Source organism: Desertimonas flava, from assembly GCF_003426815.1.
GTDB lineage: Bacteria > Actinomycetota > Acidimicrobiia > Acidimicrobiales > Ilumatobacteraceae > Desertimonas > Desertimonas flava.
In genome coordinates this window covers 62,098-78,123 of record NZ_QKYK01000017.1, presented here as the reverse complement: position 1 = coordinate 78,123, position 16,026 = coordinate 62,098, and the positions used below count along the sequence as shown (strand labels likewise).

General features: G+C 69.0%; 16 protein-coding genes. 9 read left to right on the top strand and 7 right to left on the bottom strand.

What is annotated here, in order from left to right; genetic code table 11:
* Nucleotides 1-60: 60 nt before the first annotated feature.
* Both DN771_RS18400 and DN771_RS18395 read left to right on the top strand, forming a co-directional pair.
* The gene (locus DN771_RS18400) at nucleotides 61-681 is read left to right on the top strand and encodes an HAD family hydrolase (RefSeq protein WP_116999018.1); all 621 of its coding nucleotides are present in this window, start codon (nucleotides 61-63) and stop codon (nucleotides 679-681) included.
* A 3-nt stretch (nucleotides 682-684) separates the two neighbouring features.
* On the top strand, nucleotides 685-1,560 hold the full coding sequence (locus DN771_RS18395) for a transglutaminase domain-containing protein (RefSeq protein ID WP_116999017.1): 876 nt from the start codon (nucleotides 685-687) through the stop codon (nucleotides 1,558-1,560).
* Between the two features lie 15 nt (nucleotides 1,561-1,575).
* On the opposite strand, the gene DN771_RS18390 is transcribed toward DN771_RS18395, so the two are convergent.
* A complete protein-coding gene (locus DN771_RS18390) occupies nucleotides 1,576-2,421 on the bottom strand; it encodes an SDR family NAD(P)-dependent oxidoreductase (protein ID WP_162942109.1) in 846 nt (281 codons plus the stop codon).
* A 17-nt stretch (nucleotides 2,422-2,438) separates the two neighbouring features.
* A complete protein-coding gene (locus tag DN771_RS18385; protein ID WP_116999015.1) occupies nucleotides 2,439-3,248 on the bottom strand; it encodes an enoyl-CoA hydratase/isomerase family protein in 810 nt (269 codons plus the stop codon).
* 107 nt (nucleotides 3,249-3,355) lie between these two features.
* Here DN771_RS18385 and DN771_RS18380 point away from each other — a divergent pair, with 107 nt between their 5' ends.
* The 7 genes from DN771_RS18380 to DN771_RS18350 all read left to right on the top strand — a co-directional run bounded on the left by DN771_RS18380 (nucleotide 3,356) and on the right by DN771_RS18350 (nucleotide 9,554).
* A complete protein-coding gene (locus DN771_RS18380) occupies nucleotides 3,356-3,868 on the top strand; it encodes a VOC family protein (RefSeq protein ID WP_162942108.1) in 513 nt (170 codons plus the stop codon).
* Nucleotides 3,869-3,980: 112 nt separating this feature from the next.
* Entirely contained in the window at nucleotides 3,981-4,739 is a 759-nt protein-coding gene (locus DN771_RS18375; RefSeq protein ID WP_116999013.1) for an ABC transporter ATP-binding protein, read from the top strand.
* Nucleotides 4,736-5,437: an ABC transporter ATP-binding protein gene (locus DN771_RS18370; protein ID WP_116999012.1), complete on the top strand. Its 702-nt coding sequence runs from the start codon at nucleotides 4,736-4,738 to the stop codon at nucleotides 5,435-5,437. The genes DN771_RS18375 and DN771_RS18370 overlap by 4 nt, the downstream gene beginning before the upstream one ends.
* A 1-nt stretch (nucleotide 5,438) precedes the next feature.
* The gene (locus DN771_RS18365; protein WP_116999011.1) at nucleotides 5,439-6,320 is read left to right on the top strand and encodes a branched-chain amino acid ABC transporter permease; all 882 of its coding nucleotides are present in this window, start codon (nucleotides 5,439-5,441) and stop codon (nucleotides 6,318-6,320) included.
* Nucleotides 6,320-7,387 carry a branched-chain amino acid ABC transporter permease gene (locus DN771_RS18360; RefSeq protein ID WP_116999010.1) on the top strand — a complete coding sequence of 356 codons (1,068 nt, stop codon included), beginning with the start codon at nucleotides 6,320-6,322 and terminating at the stop codon, nucleotides 7,385-7,387. The genes DN771_RS18365 and DN771_RS18360 overlap by 1 nt, the downstream gene beginning before the upstream one ends.
* Nucleotides 7,388-7,471: 84 nt before the next feature.
* Nucleotides 7,472-8,749: an ABC transporter substrate-binding protein gene (locus DN771_RS18355; protein ID WP_116999009.1), complete on the top strand. Its 1,278-nt coding sequence runs from the start codon at nucleotides 7,472-7,474 to the stop codon at nucleotides 8,747-8,749.
* A 10-nt stretch (nucleotides 8,750-8,759) separates the two neighbouring features.
* Nucleotides 8,760-9,554, top strand: coding sequence for an enoyl-CoA hydratase (locus tag DN771_RS18350; protein ID WP_116999008.1), 795 nt, complete (start codon nucleotides 8,760-8,762; stop codon nucleotides 9,552-9,554).
* Between the two features lies 1 nt (nucleotide 9,555).
* Here the strand turns inward: DN771_RS18350 and DN771_RS18345 are convergent, their stop codons facing one another.
* Genes DN771_RS18345 through DN771_RS18325 form a run of 5 tightly spaced genes read right to left on the bottom strand, consistent with a single transcriptional unit; the run spans nucleotide 9,556 to nucleotide 16,025 of the window.
* Complete coding sequence (locus tag DN771_RS18345) at nucleotides 9,556-11,079, bottom strand: class I adenylate-forming enzyme family protein (RefSeq protein WP_162942107.1); 1,524 nt, start codon at nucleotides 11,077-11,079, stop codon at nucleotides 9,556-9,558.
* A gap of 13 nt (nucleotides 11,080-11,092) precedes the next feature.
* Nucleotides 11,093-12,643, bottom strand: coding sequence for an acyl-CoA carboxylase subunit beta (locus DN771_RS18340; RefSeq protein ID WP_116999006.1), 1,551 nt, complete (start codon nucleotides 12,641-12,643; stop codon nucleotides 11,093-11,095).
* Nucleotide 12,644: 1 nt separating this feature from the next.
* Nucleotides 12,645-13,556 (bottom strand): VOC family protein, encoded by a 912-nt coding sequence (locus DN771_RS18335; RefSeq protein WP_162942106.1) that lies wholly within the window; start codon nucleotides 13,554-13,556, stop codon nucleotides 12,645-12,647.
* A 10-nt stretch (nucleotides 13,557-13,566) separates the two neighbouring features.
* Nucleotides 13,567-15,153, bottom strand: a complete 1,587-nt coding sequence (locus DN771_RS18330) for an AMP-binding protein (protein ID WP_116999004.1) — start codon at nucleotides 15,151-15,153, stop codon at nucleotides 13,567-13,569.
* Nucleotides 15,150-16,025, bottom strand: a complete 876-nt coding sequence (locus tag DN771_RS18325; RefSeq protein WP_162942105.1) for an SDR family NAD(P)-dependent oxidoreductase — start codon at nucleotides 16,023-16,025, stop codon at nucleotides 15,150-15,152. Before DN771_RS18325 ends, DN771_RS18330 begins: the two co-directional genes overlap by 4 nt.
* Nucleotide 16,026: the final 1 nt, after the last annotated feature.

Genomic DNA, 16,026 nt, shown 5'->3' with positions numbered 1-16,026 from the left:
ATCGCCGGTCGCTGTCGCGCTCGGCGCATCGATCGAGCTGCCGACCGCTTGACTGGCCCGATGATTGTTCTCGACACGCGGCTGGACGACTGGCTCGCACCCGAGGGGACCACGGCGCTGATCTTCGATTGCGACGGCACGTTGGCCGACACGATGCCCGCGCACTACCTCGCATGGCGCGAGACGCTGGCCGCCCACGGCCTCGAGTTCCCCGAGGAGCGGTTCTACGGGCTCGCCGGTGTTCCCACCCCGAGGATCGTGCGCATCGTCGCCGAGGAGCAAGGGGTCGTGCTCGACGAGGCGACGGTGGCCGCCATCGCCGTCGCCAAGGAGGACCGCTTCATGGCGTCCGACGACGGCATCGTGCCGATCGCACCGGTCGCCGCGATCGCCGAGAAGTACCGGGGCCGCCTGCCGATCGCCGTGGCGAGCGGCGGCGAGCACCGCGTCGTCCGCCACACCTTGACGGCGATCGGTGCCCTCCAGTGGTTCGACGCCATCGTCGCCGCCGAGGACACCGAGCGGCACAAGCCCGAGCCGGACGTGTTCCTCGAGGCCGCCAGCCGCCTCGGGGTCGCCGCGGCCGGATGCGTCGTGTTCGAGGACAGCGACCTCGGCATCGAGGCTGCCCACCGCGCCGGCATGGTGGCGGTCGACGTCCGTCCGACCGCGACGGCCTGACCGATGGACCCGACGACGCTCGACCACTTCGCCGCACCGGGCCGCTTCACCACACTCGGTCGCGACGAGTTCTCGTCGTCCGACGTGCGCGAGGTCGTCGAGGTGGTGCAGGGGCTGCTGATCTACGACGTCGTCGCCGAACCGTTCTACGGCGTCCGGCTGACACCGCAGCAGGCCGACGCGATCCACGAGCGGGACACGGCCCGCCTGCTCGACGTGATCCGGACCGTCGATCCGCGCCCGCTCGCCGAGCCGCGGCCCCCGGAACACCGGGTGGGCGCCCGTTGCCACGCGTTCAGCCGCCTGACCGTCGCCTTCCTGCGCGCGGCCGGCGTGCCGGCGAGAGCGCGGTGTGGCTTCGGCGCCTACTTCCGCCCTGGGTGGCTCGAGGACCACTGGATCGCCGAGTACTGGAACGACTCGGCCGGGCGATGGGACATGGTGGATGCTCAGCTCGACTCGGAGTGGCGGCGACGGATCGGCTTCACCGGGGATCGCTTCGCGCTCATGCCTTCGGAGTTCGTGACCGCCGGCCACGCGTGGCAGGCGTGGCGGCGTGGTGAACTCGACGCAGCTCGGTGCGGACTCTCGGCCATCGACGAACACGGAGCGCACTGGATCGCCGGCAACCTCCGCCTCGACCTGGCGTCGTTGAACAAGGTCGAGATGCTGCCGTGGGACGTCTGGGGCACGCGGTGGGAGCCCGGCGACGAGCCGACCGAGGCGATGCTTCACACCTTCGATGCCGCGGCGGCGCTCACCGTGGACCCCGACAGCCATCTGGCCGAACTGCGGCAGCGGTACGAAGGCGACGCGGCCTTCCGCATGGACGGTCACGTGCTCAACGCCGCCCGCGGGGTCATGGAGTCGGTGGCATGACCGGACGCCGAGTCGTCAGCTCATCACCTGACCACCGGTGAGGTTGAGCACGTCGCCGGTGACGTAGGCCGCATCGGGGCCGCAGAGAAAGGCGATGGCGCCGGCGATCTCGTCGGCGGTTCCGAACCGACCGAGTGGGATCTCGTCGCGGTACTCGTCCAGGCGATCCCGGGCGGCGAGCCGTTCCCTCACCGGCTGCGAGGCCTGCGTGTCGATCATTCCTGGCGCGACCGAGTTGGCCGTGATCCCCCACCGCCCGAGCTCGAGCGCAAACGACCGCGTGAGCGCGATGACGCCCGCCTTCGCTGCGGCATAGGCGCCGAAGTGGCGCGCGCCGCGGAGACCGGCGGCCGACGTGATGGTGATCAGACGGCCACCCTCTCCAGCGGCGATCATCTGCGGCACGCACGCCCGGGCGGTCGCCCACACCCCCTTGAGATTGACGTCGACCGCCCAGTCCCACGCAGGCTCGGGGAGGTCGAGCAGAGGGACGATCCCGTTGCCGAAGCCCACGCCACCGGCGATCGCGCAGCACGCCCAGACCGGCCCGAGGTCAGCGTGGGCACGCGCCGCTGCCGCGTCGATCTGCGCGACGTCCGACACGTCGGCGACGACGCCGATGGCACGGGCGCCGAGGGACTGCACGAGGTCGACGGTCTCGTGCAGATCGTCCAGCGAACCGACGCCGTGATCGGGCGCGTGGTCGGGTGGCCGACCGAGATCGACGCACGCGACGGCCGCGCCGAGCCGGGCGAGCCGCAGCGCGGTCGCCCGGCCGATGCCACCTGGGCGAGCGGCTCCGGTGACGAGTGCGACCCGCCCCTCCAGGTATCGCTCGGAACCGATCGACGTCATGAACATCCCCCGTCTCGTTGGTCTCAGCCCCGGTAGACCGGCGGCCGCTGCTCCTGCCATGCTCGTTGACCCTCGGCGCAGTCGTCGGTCAGCACGCAGAGGACCTGACTTCGATCCTCGGCGGCGATCGCCTGCTCGAGCGAGGTGGCGACCGCGCTGGTGTTGAAGGCTTCCTTCGTCAGCCTGAGCGCAAGGGGCGCCTTGGCGGCGACCTGCGCGGCGATCTCCTCGGCGCGGGTCCGGGCTTGTCCCGGAGCCGTCACCTCGCTGACGAGCCCGATGCGTTCGGCTTCCTCGGAGCCCACGCGACGGCCGGTCAGGAGGATCTCGCTCGCCCGGGCCCCGACGATGCGGGGCAGCATGTAGGACGCGCCCATCTCCGACGCCGCCTGACCGATGTTCACCTGGGCGGCGACGAAGAATGCGGTCGGGTCGGCGACACGGATGTCGGCCGCCATGGCCAGGGAGAACCCGCCCCCAGCGCACGGACCATTCACCGCGGCGATCACCGGCTGCGGGATCGCCCGCAGTTTGAGGACGAGTCCGGAGAACCACTTCTGCACGATGAACCAGCGGCGCTGCTCGCTCACGTCACCGGGCACGGGGAACGGCTCACCGTGCAAGTCCACTCCGGCGCAGAACCCCCGTCCGGCGCCTGTCAACACCACCACCCTGGTGTCGTCGTCGACCGCCAGCCGATCGAGCTCTGCATGGAGACTCATCACGAGCGTCGGGCTCAGTGCGTTGAGCGCATCGGGTCGATTGAGCTCGAGAACTCGAACGCCCACCGATGGCTCGGACACGCGAACGACCGGAGATTCTGGGTCGGACATCCCCGCAATCTACAGAGTCCTGATTTCGACGTCAATGACGAAAATACTTCTTTTCGGTTTCGACGTCAGTATTGATTTTTGGCCTTGGAGCGTGCCAACATCACGATGTGACCACTGACGTGACCACTGATGTGACCGCTTCGTCGACCGCCCAGACCGCGCTGCACCACATCGCTCTCGTCTGCAAGGACGTCGCCGCGACGCACCGGTTCTACGGTGAGCTGCTCGGGCTTCAGCTCGTGCACACCGAGCGGACCGAACTGGGCGACGGCTATCTGCGCCACTTCTTCTACGACCTCGGCGACGGATCGTGCATCGCCTTCTTCGAGCTGAACGGCGTCGGAGAGCCGGACTCGTTCGACACGGCGATCTCGACCGGACTCGGGCTCCCGGCGTGGGTGAACCACGTGGCGCTCCGAGCCACGGCCGAGCACGTCGCCGAGGTCCGGGAGCGCTTCGCGGCAGCCGGCGAGCCCGAGCCGATGGTCCTGCGCCACGGTTGGTCACGCTCGACGTACTTCACCGATCCCAACGGCAACCTGCTGGAGCTGTGCGTCGACACACCCGGATTCGTTCCGGATCCCGCCGAGGCGAAGCGGCTGCTGCTCGAAGCCGGCTGATTGACCGACCGATGCCGCGGGGGCGGCATCGAGTGAACCTGGGGGTACCGACATCACTACTGAACCAGCGCTGGACCTCACGCGGCCCGGGCCCGACGTCAACGTCTCCGCCCTGCTGTCGGTGAGCGACGTCACCATCCGGTTCGGTGGGATCGTTGCGCTCGACGGCGCCAGCTTCGCGGTCGCCGAGCGAGAGATCTGCGCACTGATCGGTCCGAACGGCGCCGGCAAGACGACGCTGTTCAACTGCATCAGCGGCCTCTACCAGCCGACCGGGGGGTCGATCCGCCTCGGTGACGTCGAGCTCGTCGGCCAGCCCGCCTTCCGGCGCGCCGAGCTCGGCATCGCTCGCACGTTCCAGAACCTCGGGCTCTTCGGATCGTCGACCGTCTTGACCAACGTGCTCGTCGGTGCCCACCACCTCGCACGCAGTGGGCTGATCGCAGGAGGGCTGCGCCTTCCCAAGACGAGGGCATCCGAGCGTCAACTGCGTCGAGCCGCGTTCTCCGCGCTGGAGCGGCTCGGCCTCAGCGACTACGCGACGATGTCCGTCGGCGAACTCCCGTTCGGCATCCTCAAGCGCGTCGAGTTGGCTCGCGCCCTCGTCAGCGGACCCCGCCTGCTGCTCGTCGACGAGCCGGCCGCCGGGCTCACCCACTCCGAGGCCCTCGAGCTCGGCGAGTCGTTGCGCCAGATCCGCGACGAGTTCGGCGTCTCGGTGCTCATCGTCGAGCATCACATGGCGCTCGTCATGAACATCTCCGAGCACATCGTCGTGCTCAACTTCGGGCGGGTCGTGGCCGATGGCGCGCCGTCCGACGTCCGCGACGATCCAGCGGTGATCGAGGCCTACCTGGGAACCGACTCATGAGTCGCCTTGTGGTCTCCGACCTCCACGCCAGCTACGGCAGGCTTCGGGCCCTCCACGGCGTGTCCTTCACGGTGGACGCGGGCAAGGTCACCGCACTGCTCGGACCGAACGGCGCCGGCAAGACAACCGTCTTGCGCGCCCTGTGTGGATCGATCTCCACCTCCGGCACCGTCGAGTTCGACGGGTCGGTGTTGACGCGTCGCTCACCATCGGCGATGGCCCGCTTGGGCGTCGCCCACGTGCCGGAGGGTCGGGGCACCTTCGCCGACTTCACGGTGCTCGAGAACCTCCGTCTCGGCGGTTACTGCCGCGACCGCCTCGACGAGGACATCGAGCAGCAGTTCACCTGGTTCCCCCGGCTCCGCGAGCGCAGCCGCCAGCTGGCCGGGAGCCTGAGCGGCGGGGAGCAACAGATGCTCGCCATCGCCAGGGCGCTGATGCTCCGGCCCAAGGTGCTGCTGCTCGACGAGCCGTCGCAAGGCCTCGCACCGACGATCACCGCGGCCGTCTACGAGATCCTCCGCTCGATCCAGGACTCGCTCGGCACGACGATGCTCGTCGTCGAGCAGAACGCCAAGGTCGCCCTGCGTTTCGCCGACGAGGCCTTCGTTCTCGAAACCGGGCGCGTCGTGTTGTCGGGCCCCGCTGCCGAGGTGGCGGGCGACGTGTCCGTCCAACGCTCCTACCTGGGGACCTGAAATGACTCGCTTCTTCCAACAGATCGTCGACGGCCTGGCATCGGGCTCGATCTACGCGGCCATGGCGCTCGGACTCGTCCTCATCTACCGCTCGACCAACGTCCTCAACTTCGCCCAAGGCGAAATGGCGATGTTCTCGACGTACGTCGCGTGGCAGTTCACGTCGTGGGGGGTGCCCGTCGTCCCGGCGATCCTCATCTCGGTCGTGCTGTCGTTCATCGGGGGGATGGCGATCCAACAGGCGATCGTGCGTCATGTCGACCACGACAACCACCTCGCCGTCGTCGTCGTCACCCTCGGGCTCTTCCTGGTGCTGAACGCGGCCGCCGGCTGGATCTGGACGTATTACATCAAGGATTTCCCGAGCGCGTTCCCCTCGTCGGTGTGGGCGCTCGGCGATGTTCGCCTCAGCGTCCGCAGCGTGCTCACCCTCGCCGTCGTCGCCGTCCAGATGGTGCTGCTGTACCTGTTGTTCCAGCGGACGAAGGTCGGCCTGGCAATGCGGGCGGCTGCACTCGCCCCGGGCGCGGCCGAGAACGTCGGCATCAGCGCGCAACGCATGATGATGCTCGGCTGGGGCCTGTCGGCGGCGTTGGGTGCGCTTGGTGGGTCGCTCATCGCCCCCAAGCTGTTCCTCGAGCCGAACATGATGTTCGCCGTCCTCCTGTACGCATTCGCCGGGGCCGCCCTCGGTGGCCTCGACAGTGCGCTCGGCGCCGTGCTCGGCGGGCTCATCGTCGGCGTCAGCGAGAACCTCGCCGGGACCTACATCGACTTCGTCGGCTCGGATCTCAAGATCCTCGTGCCATTCGTCCTCATCATCGGCGTGCTGCTGGTGAAGCCCAACGGCCTGTTCGGGCGCACCGCCGTCGGGAGGGTGTGATGAGCGTGCAACTCGTCCGAGGCTCGGCCACGACGCGCTGTCTCGCGATCGCGTCCCTCGTGCTCGGACTCGGGTTCTTGGCCTGGCTGCCGTTCATGGTCGGTTCGTTCCGGGTGTTCCAGCTCACACTCGTGCTGATCTGGGCCGTCTCGGTGATGGGTCTCAACCTGCTCGTCGGCTACAGCGGACAGATCTCGATCGGCCACAACGCGCTGTTCGCGGTCGGCGCGTACACGGCGGCGATCCTCATGCACCGCTACGACACCAATGTCGTGTTGTGCCTCGTCGCTGCGGCGACGACATCGGGTCTGGTCGGCCTCCTCGTCGGCATTCCCGCGCTGCGGCTGCAAGGCCTGCACCTCGCCATCGTGACATTGGCCCTGGCGATGGCGACGACGGCGGTACTCCAGCGGTTCGGCAGTCTCACGGGGGGCGCCGCCGGGCTCTCGGTGCCGCGACTCCGACCTCCGTCGTGGCTACCGATCGAGGACGAGCAGTACGTGTACCTCATCTCCCTGGTCGTCGCGGTCGTCATGTTCGTGATCGCCCGCAACCTCACATCCAGCGCGTTCGGCCGAGCGCTCGTGGCCATCAAGGACAACCCCCTCGCCGCCGCGGCCATGGGAATCGACTCGCGGATCTACAAGGCACTCACGTTCGCGATGAGCGGCGTGTTCGCCGGCGTCGCCGGCGTGCTCTACGTCCTTGCCATCCGGTATGTCTCACCCGAAGCCTTCCCCCTCCTCTTGTCCGTCACGTTCCTCGCCGCCATCGCCGTCGGCGGTCTCGGCACCATCTCCGGCGCCATTGTCGGCGCCGCGTTCGTCCAGTTCGTCCCTCAGTTCGCCTCGTCGGTCAACGACTCATTGGCCACGCTGCTCTACGGCGTGGTGCTCATCGTCGTGATGATCGTGATGCCGACGGGGATCGTCGGCTTGGCGAAGCGGTTGCTGGGCCGGGTGGTCACCATCACCGATCCCCCCGTCCCGCCAGTGGCCGGCGACGACGAGCCCTTCACCGAGTCGCCACCGGCCGAGCTTCCCGAACCGGTGAACGCGTCGTCCTGATCAGTCCTCGGTCCGCTCGAGCGCCCGGCGCACGGACCGGCCCCTTCTCGAATCCAGCACACCAGCAACACCCGAAGGAATCCCATGCATCATCCACGACGTGTCCGGCGAGCGGTGGCGGGCCTCCTGGCCCTCGCGCTCGCCCCCGCAACCCTCATCATCGGCGCCGGCGCTGCCGGCGCCGGTTCCGACTATCCCGATCCCGGCATCTCCGACGAGGAGATTGTGCTCGGGGGCATCTATCCCTTCAGCGGCTCGGTCTCCGCATTCGGCGCCCAAGGCCACGGGGCGGCTGCGTTCTTCGAGTACATGAACGAGACCAACGGTGGGATCGAGTTCGGCGACGGCCTCACCCGGCGCGTGGAGTTCATCACGTACGACACCGCCTACGAACCCCAGCGTGGAGTCGAGGAAGCAAGGCGACTCGTCGAGCAGGATGAAGTCTTCGCGCTCTTCAACGTCTTCGGCTCGCCGGTCGCAGCCGCGGTTGCTCCGTACGCCCACGAAGAGGGCGTGCCGATGCCCTTCGTCTCGTCGTCCTCGGATCAATGGGGCGATGGCGAGCGCTGGCCCCTCGCTACTCCGTTCTCGATCGTCGGCTCGACCGAGGGCAGCGTGTTCGGTGGCTGGCTGCTCGAGGAGAATCCCGACGCCACCGTCGCGATCCTGTACCAGAACGACGACTTCGGCAAGGGCACCTACGAAGCGTTCGTGCGTTCCGTCGAAGGCACCACGATCGAGATCGTCGGCGACGAGAGCTTTCAAACGACCGATGCGACGGTCGACTCCCAGATCACCAATCTCGCGGCGACCGGTGCCGACACGTTCTTCATGATCGCCACCCCGAAGTACGCGGCGCAGGCCCTGACGAAGATTCACGAGTTGGGCTGGGAGCCACTGCGCATCACGCAGACGTCAGGGAGCAACATCGCGTCGGTTCTCGAGCCGGTGGGGCTCGACATCGCAGAAGGGCTCGTGTCGCTCGGTTGGTACAAGGAAGTGACCGATGAGATCTGGGCCGACGATCCGGCCGTCATCGAATTCAGGGAGAACGCCGAGAAGTACGGCGCCGATCCCAACGATCCGTTCGCCGGCTCGGGCTGGTTGGTCGGCCAGATGGCCGCCGCTTTGTTCGCCACCATGGAAACGCCGACGCGCGACGGCCTCATGGAGGCCATGCTCGATTGGGACGCCGACGGCGTCGGGCTGATGTTGCCGGGCATCCGCCTGCACACCGAGAGTCCCGACGACCGCTACCCGATGGAAGGTGCCTACATGATGACGTTCGACGGCGAGCACTGGGTGCTCGGCGACGAGCCCGTGATCGTCGAGGGGCAGACCCAGCCCACGCCGTTGTCGTGATCCCCACGTCATGACCGAAGATCTCGTCAGGCTCGACATCTCCGAGCGCATCGGCACCGTCACCTTGAACCGCCCCGAGCGGCGAAACGCGATCAGCAGCGCGCTCGCTCGAGCGGTCACGGCCCGGATGAACCAGGCGATCGAGTCCGACGAGGTCGACGTGATCGTGCTCACGGGGTCGGGGCGGGCGTTCTGCGCCGGCCTCGACCTCGTCGAGCTCAGCACCTCGGCCCACAACCTCAGCCCGTTGGACTCCGAGGACGGACCGTGGACACCCGGCAACGGGATGTGGGTCGAGACCGACAAGCCAGTGATCGGCGCGATCAACGGCCCGGCCGTCACGGGCGGGCTCGAGCTGGCCTTGCACTGCGACATCCTCATCGCCGCCGAGTCGGCGCGCTTCGGCGACACGCACGCCCGCGTCGGGGTGTTCCCCGGCGGCGGGATGATCGCCCTCCTCCCCCGGGCGATCGGTCAACGGGCGGCGTTGGCGATGAGCCTCTCGGGAAACTTCATCGACGCCTCGACGGCCCTGAGATGGGGCCTGGTCGTCGACGTCGTCCCGGACGAGGAGCTCCCCGCCGCCGCGCGCAGACTCGCCGCGGACATCGCATCGGCCGACCAGCGCATCGTCCGCGCCGTGCTCGCTACCTACCGGGAAGCCGCCGACCTGTCGCCGACGGACGCTGTCGCTCACGAGGGTGCTGTCGCCCGGCGCATGCACGCGCTCGTCGACCCGGCGACGATCGCCGGCCGGCGCGAGGCGGTCCTCGACCGCGGCCGTGCCCAGACCGCCGTCGACTGACTCAACGTTCTCGCAGCAAGCGCTTGAGAACCTTCCCGGCGGCGCTGATCGGCAGCTCGTCGACGAACTCGACGAGGCGAGGACGCTTGTAGGCGGCGAGACGACTCGTGCACGCGTCGACAACCGCCCGCTCGTCAACCTGGTGGCCGGGCCGGACGACGACAAAGGCCTTGACGAGCTCACCCCAGCGCTCATCGGGAACGCCGATCACCGCGACGGCGCTGACACCGGCGAGTTCTTCGATGGCCGCCTCGATCTCAGCCGGATACACGTTGACGCCGCCACTGACGATCATGTCGTCGGACCGGTCGACGAGGAAGACGTACCCCTCCTCGTCGACGTATCCGAGGTCGCCGACCGATGCCCAGCCGTCGCGGAACATCTTCGCCGTGGCGGCGACGTTGCGCACGTACCCGCCCCCTTGGACCAGGCCGCGCTTGGCGACGTGACCGACCTCGCCGACGTCGGCAGCACTCCCGTCGTCGCGCAGCACCGTTACCGTCGTTCCGAAGAAGGCCTCGCCGCACGAACGTGGCTTGCGCATTGCGTCCTCGGGCCCGAGAACCGTGAAGAACCCGGCCTCCGTGGCCCCGTAGTGCTCATAGAGCGCGACCTTGGGCGCGACGGTCGCGAGCCGCTGTTTCGTCGCGACCGGGAGCGACGAGCCGGCGCTGATGACGGTCCGCAGCGACGAGAGGTCGGTCGGGTGCTCGTCCCAGGCGTCGAGCATGAGGGTGAGCATCGTCGGTGCGGCAGGCAGCACGGTCGCGCGCGAGGATTCGATGGCGGCCAGGACACCGCGGGCGTCGAAGTGCGGGAGCACGACGACGCGGCCACCGACGTAGAGCTGCTGGAGCGCGAAGCCGAAGCCCAGGCCGTGGTGCAGTGGCCCGGCGACCAGCATCGTGTCACGCGCCCCGATCTCGAACTCGATCACCATGTACAGCCACATCTGCACGATCACCCGGTGTGGCACTCGCACCAGCTTCGGTGGTCCCGTGGTGCCTCCGGTGAGAGCCAGCCAGAATGCGTTGCCCTCGGCGGGCGGCGTTCGCTCGACGGTGGGATCGCCCCGGGCGATGAGACGCTCGCAGGCCTCGAGGTCGAGGACGTCCAGCTGCGGTCGGCTGGCGGCGATCGCCGCCGTCCGACCGGCGAGATCACCGGTCGACTCGGCGATCAGCACCTTGGCGCCCGTCGCGTCGATGCCGTGCTCGAGCTCGGCGAGCGAGCTGCGGAAGCTCTGCGGAGCGACGACTGCGCCGATCGTCGCCGTCGCCAGGACGATCTCGAAGAACTCGACCCGGTTGGACGAGAACACGGCGATGACATCGTCCGGCTCAACCCCCCGACGAATCAGTCCATCGGCCAGCCCGCGCACCCGCCGGTCGAGCTCGCGCCACGTGCGCCGGTCGGAGCCACAGACCACTGCCTCGGCATCGCGCCGGTGAAAGCGCCGGGCGTGCCGGCCGGCGAGATCGGCCACCGACAGGTCAGCCTGGTAGTCGAGTCCGTTCGCCGTCACGTCCATCAACTCCTCACCAACGGGTCGGCCACGAGGCCAGCGGCCGGGGAGCTGGTACGGCCCGGCTCGACAATCGTCGGACGGCGGCGACGAGGACAGGGCGCGACTCGATCGGGTCGATCAGCTCGTCCACCCGCATCGCCGCTGCCGGACCGTCGGCCTTCGTCGATGCCTCCAGCTGGGCCGCGCGCCGGCGGCGATGCTCGTCGCGCTGGTCGGGTGGGAGGCGGGCGATCTCGGCCGCGTACACCACGTTGGCGCCGGCGACGGGATCCATGAACCCGATCTCGGACCCGGCCCATGCGAATAAGGCGTCGCCGCCGACGTCGTTGCCGCCCATGGCGTAATAGCCGAGACCGAAGCCCTTGCGGAGCAGAAGTGTCACCTTCGGCACGGCCGCGAGAGCGTAGGCCTGTTGCATCACGTCGGCCTTCGCCACGAGCCGGTCGTGCTCAGGCCCGCTGCCGACGAGGAAGCCGGGGGTGTCCTGCAACATCACGATCGGCAGACCGAACGCGTCACAGAGACACATCAATCTGATCGCCTTGTCGCACGCGTCCGGGGTGAGGCTGCCGGCCTGGTAGCTCGGCTGGTTGGCGATGAGGCCGATCGGAATGCCGCCGAGCCGAGCGAGACCGGTCAACAGACTTCTTCCGAATCGGGCCCCTATGGCGAAGTAAGAACCCGGGTCGACGATCCGGTCCACCACTGCGCTCATGTCGTACGCCGACCGGCGGGCCCGGGGCACCAGATCGAGGAGTCCGGGATCATTGGCCACATCGGGGCACGGTGACCGTGGCGGCTCGGTACCGGCGTGCGAAGGCAGGTACGAGAGAAACCGTTCGATGGTGGTCACCACCCCAGCTAGGTCGTCGGCAACGACATCGACGAGGCCGGTGCGCTCACTGTGCACGGCGACGCCGCCGAGATCCTCAGGGGTGATCGCCTCCCCTGTGGCCACCTCGATCACGCTCGGCGCCGTGACGGCGAGGCACGTGCCCCGCATCTGCACGGTGAGATCGGCGTGACCGGCGAGGAGCGACGAGGCGCCGAACGAGTCGCCGACGATGGCAGCAACGAGTGGTATCGCCCTGCGACGACGGGCGACGCCCTCATACCCGCGCACGGCCGTGAATCCGGTGGCCCCCAGGATGTCGGGGATTCGACCGCCGCCGCACGACCCGAAGTACACGAACGGCGTCCCGGCGCGCATGGCCGACTCGAAGAGCCGGTGAAACTTCTCGTTGCCCACCATGGCGCTCGTCGCCCGCTTGACCGTGACGTCGTCCCCGGCAACCGCCACCGGTCGGCCGCCGACCGTCGCGTACCCGCCGATCTTGCCATCGCCGGGCAGCCACTCCTCGTCGCGGCCGGCTGCCCAGGCGAACGTTCCGACCTCCTGGAACGAGCCCTCGTCGACGAGGGCCGCGATCCAGTCGCGGGCCGTCGCCTGACCGGCGGCGTGGAGCGCACTCACCCGATCCGCCCCGCCCATCTCCGTACGTATGCGCTGACGGCGGGCAAGAAACGGGTCGCGGACGTCGTCCCAGTCCTCACGAGCCATGTCAGACGAGGGTGAGGAATTCGATGAAGGCGCCGTGGGTGACAGCCGGGTGGATCCAGAACTGGTCGGCCGGGGGCCACGGCGACTCGGGCGGCGTGCGCGTCGGCGGGCCGAGCGTGCGTACCCCCGACGCCTGGTAGGACCGATAGAGGTCCTCGACGTCGTCAACCTCGAACACCGTCATGTAGTGGCCACCGCCGGTGCGGTCGAGGAACGCCCCGACGGCACCGCCGGTCGGCCGGCCCCGGTCGCGCGGCGCGACGAACTCGATGCTGCTCTCCGGGCCGAGGTGGAACGTGGCCGTGTCGAGGCCCCAGTCGGCGCGGCTGCTGCGGTCGGAAACCCGTTGCCCCAACCGTTCGACGTCGGCGACCGCCCGCTCGATGTCCGACACGGCGATCGCCTGGTTGAAGAGCCCACGCATGCCGGGCGTCACCGCGTCCTCCACGAACGGTCCGTCGCGGTAGCTGAGCAGCTGGACGAATGCGCCGGCGAACCTCGAGGGCCGGATCCACAGCAGATCGCACGGGATGCCGCGGTCCGGCGGAGCCGCTGCCGGCTCGGCGGCGACGATGCCGCCGTCCAGTCCACCGAGCGCGTCGAACACGTCGGCGACGTCAGGCACCTCGATGGTGGTCATGTAGAGGCCCTCGCCTCGCCGATCGAGGAACGACCCGACGGTACGTCCGATCTCGTGGCTCCGACCCGTCGAGGTGACCAGTTCGAGGTAGCAGCCGTCGCGGAAGCCGAACGTCGCGGTGTCGATCTCCCATTCGGGGCGGGCCGAGCGATCGGAGAGCGTGAAGCCGCATCGTTGGAAGTCGGCAACGGCGGCGTCCAGATCGCCGACCGCGACCACCTGGCCGACGAGCCGCCGGAACGGCGGTGCGGCTGGATCGCCGACCCCGGTCACCTTCCGATCGTCAGACGAGTTTGGAGTCATGACCCTCCCAGTACTGGTCGCGCAGGCGACGTTTGTAGAGCTTGCCGTTGTTGTCACGCGGCAGTGCGTCGGTGAAGCCGAACCGCCGGGGCACCTTGAACCCGGCAAGTCGCTCGCGGGCGTGGCGTTGCAGCTCGGCGACGAGCGACCCGCGGTCACCGTCGTCGGCCCGCTCGGAGTCGGAGTCGTGCAGCTCGACCACCGCCATCACCTGCTCGCCGAACTCGTCGTCCGGCACGCCGAACACCGCGACGTCGCGCACGGCAGGGTGCTCGGCGAGGACGTCTTCGATCTCCTGGGGATAGATGTTGACCCCGCCGGAGATGATGGTGTTGCTCATGCGATCGGTGAGGAACAGGTAGCCGGCGTCGTCGACGTAGCCGATGTCGCCGAGCGTGAACAGGTCCCCGTGGTACGCCGACGCCGTCTTGACCGGATCGTTGTGGTATTGGAAGCGGTGGAACGCCAGGGCCTCGAAGAACACGAGCCCGGGCTCGCCGGCCGGCACCGGCTCGCGGGTCGCCGGATCGAGCACGATGATCGGCCCGCCCGTCCAATGCCTCCCGACCGACCCGGGTCGTTCCAGCCACTCGGGTGAGCTGATGATCGTGCCCCCGCCTTCGCTGCCGGCGTAGTACTCCCAGAGGATCGGGCCGAAGAGACCGATCATCGCCCGCTTGAGACGGACCGAGCACGGCGCAGCGGCATGCCACACCGCCTGGAGGCTCGACAGGTCGTAGCGGGTTCGCACGTCGTCAGGCAGGTTCAGAATGCGTTGGAACATCGTCGGGACGAACTGCACGTGGGTGACCCGTTGACGTTCGATCAGGCGCAGGGACTCCTCGGCGTCGAAGCGGTGCATCACGACCGCCGTCGAGCCGAGCGTGTGCATGCTCGACGACCACGAGATCGGTGCCGAGTGGTAGAGCGGACCGGTCGACAGGTAGCGAGCCCCGTGCGGCACGCCGTAGCGCTGGCCCACGTAGTGCATCAGCGACGTCTTGTCGGTGGGCGGTCCGCCCGACAGCGGTGGGCGGATCCCCTTGGGCAGGCCGGTGGTCCCCGACGAGTAGAACATGATCCCGCCGGCGACCTCCGGGGCCGCTGTCGTCGCGTCGGCGCCTGCGACGAGCTCCTCGTAGTCGATCGCCGCGGCGGGACGATCACCGGGCCCGACGACGATGATCGTGATGGCCGAGGGTTCGTCGCCGAGGGCGTCGAGCACGACCGGCACGAGTCGGGCGTGGACGACCACCGCCTTGGCCCCGCTGTCGGTGAGCAGGTAGCGGACCTCTCGTGCCGTCAGGTGCCAGTTGATGGGCGTCAGATAGAGACCCGAGCGCATGCCTGCCCACCACACCTCGAGGAACGCCGCCGAGTTGTCGAGCATCATCGCCACGCCGTCGCCGACGGTGAGTCCCAGCCCCCGCAAGGCGCTGGCGACGCGCACGGATCGTTCGTCGAGGTCCCGGTACGTGCGGACTTCGTCGCCGTCACCGACCACGAGCGCCTGTCGGTCGGGCTCGACCTTGGCCCAGTCGCCGAGGTACACGCAGTCGTCGGTCATGGTTCCTCCGTGATCGGGGTGGCGGCCGACAGCCCGAGTGCCTGCTCGATCAGGGCCATCTCGTCGAGTGCGGTCGCCAGGGTCAGCTGTTCGTCGTCCTCGAGGGAGGCCCACGTGGCGGGCACGTCGTCGAGGCCTTCGACGCGAGCCCCTCGCCCGACGGTCAGGGAGATTCCTGCGACGCGGCCCCCTCCGGCCGACAGCACCCGGCCGCTCACCGGGCACGACGGGTGGACGAGCCAGGCGACGACCTCGGCCACGTGGCGGGGCGCGAGGTGCGGTGTGAGCGCTCCGAACACCTCCCCGGCCATCCGTGTCCGGGCCATCGGCGCGATGGCGTTGACGCGCACCCCGTCGGTGCGGCCCTCGGCTGCCAGCACCGTGGTCGCGCCCAGCAGGGCCGCCTTCGCCGCGCCGTATCCCACCGATCCGGCCTGGCCGACGAGCCCCACGGTCGAGGTGGTGAACACGACGGCGCCGTCACCGCCCGATCGCAGGTGTGGCCAGGCGAGCGACGCGAGCATCAGCGCCGCCACCACGTGCACGTCGAACTCGAGCCGTAGGTGAGCCTCGACGAGCTCAGCGGCGAGGTGGGGACGCCCCATCCCGGCGTTGTTGACGAGGATGTCGAGCCCGCCGTACTCGGCGATCGCGGTCGACACCAGTCGCTCCCGCACCGCGGGGTCGGTCACCGAACCGACGACCCCTACAGCGCGACCACCTGCAGCCACGATCGACGCCGCGACGTCGGTGTCATCGAGGTCGTTGACGACGACGGCCGCGCCCCGCTCGGCGAGCAAGCGTGCGTGGGCCTCGCCCAGGCCACGACCCGCTCCCGTGATCACGGCGGTGAGTCCGTCGAACCTCAGCACG

Coding starts and splice junctions, on each gene's coding strand:
- DN771_RS18385 (WP_116999015.1), bottom strand. CDS start 3,248: ATGTCCGACCCAGAATCTCCGGTCGTTCGCGTGTCCGAGCCATCGGTG.
- DN771_RS18390 (WP_162942109.1), bottom strand. CDS start 2,421: ATGTTCATGACGTCGATCGGTTCCGAGCGATACCTGGAGGGGCGGGTC.
- DN771_RS18360 (WP_116999010.1), top strand. CDS start 6,320: ATGAGCGTGCAACTCGTCCGAGGCTCGGCCACGACGCGCTGTCTCGCG.
- DN771_RS18330 (WP_116999004.1), bottom strand. CDS start 15,153: ATGACCGACGACTGCGTGTACCTCGGCGACTGGGCCAAGGTCGAGCCC.
- DN771_RS18350 (WP_116999008.1), top strand. CDS start 8,760: ATGACCGAAGATCTCGTCAGGCTCGACATCTCCGAGCGCATCGGCACC.
- DN771_RS18395 (WP_116999017.1), top strand. CDS start 685: ATGGACCCGACGACGCTCGACCACTTCGCCGCACCGGGCCGCTTCACC.
- DN771_RS18400 (WP_116999018.1), top strand. CDS start 61: ATGATTGTTCTCGACACGCGGCTGGACGACTGGCTCGCACCCGAGGGG.
- DN771_RS18355 (WP_116999009.1), top strand. CDS start 7,472: ATGCATCATCCACGACGTGTCCGGCGAGCGGTGGCGGGCCTCCTGGCC.
- DN771_RS18340 (WP_116999006.1), bottom strand. CDS start 12,643: ATGGCTCGTGAGGACTGGGACGACGTCCGCGACCCGTTTCTTGCCCGC.
- DN771_RS18365 (WP_116999011.1), top strand. CDS start 5,439: ATGACTCGCTTCTTCCAACAGATCGTCGACGGCCTGGCATCGGGCTCG.
- DN771_RS18370 (WP_116999012.1), top strand. CDS start 4,736: ATGAGTCGCCTTGTGGTCTCCGACCTCCACGCCAGCTACGGCAGGCTT.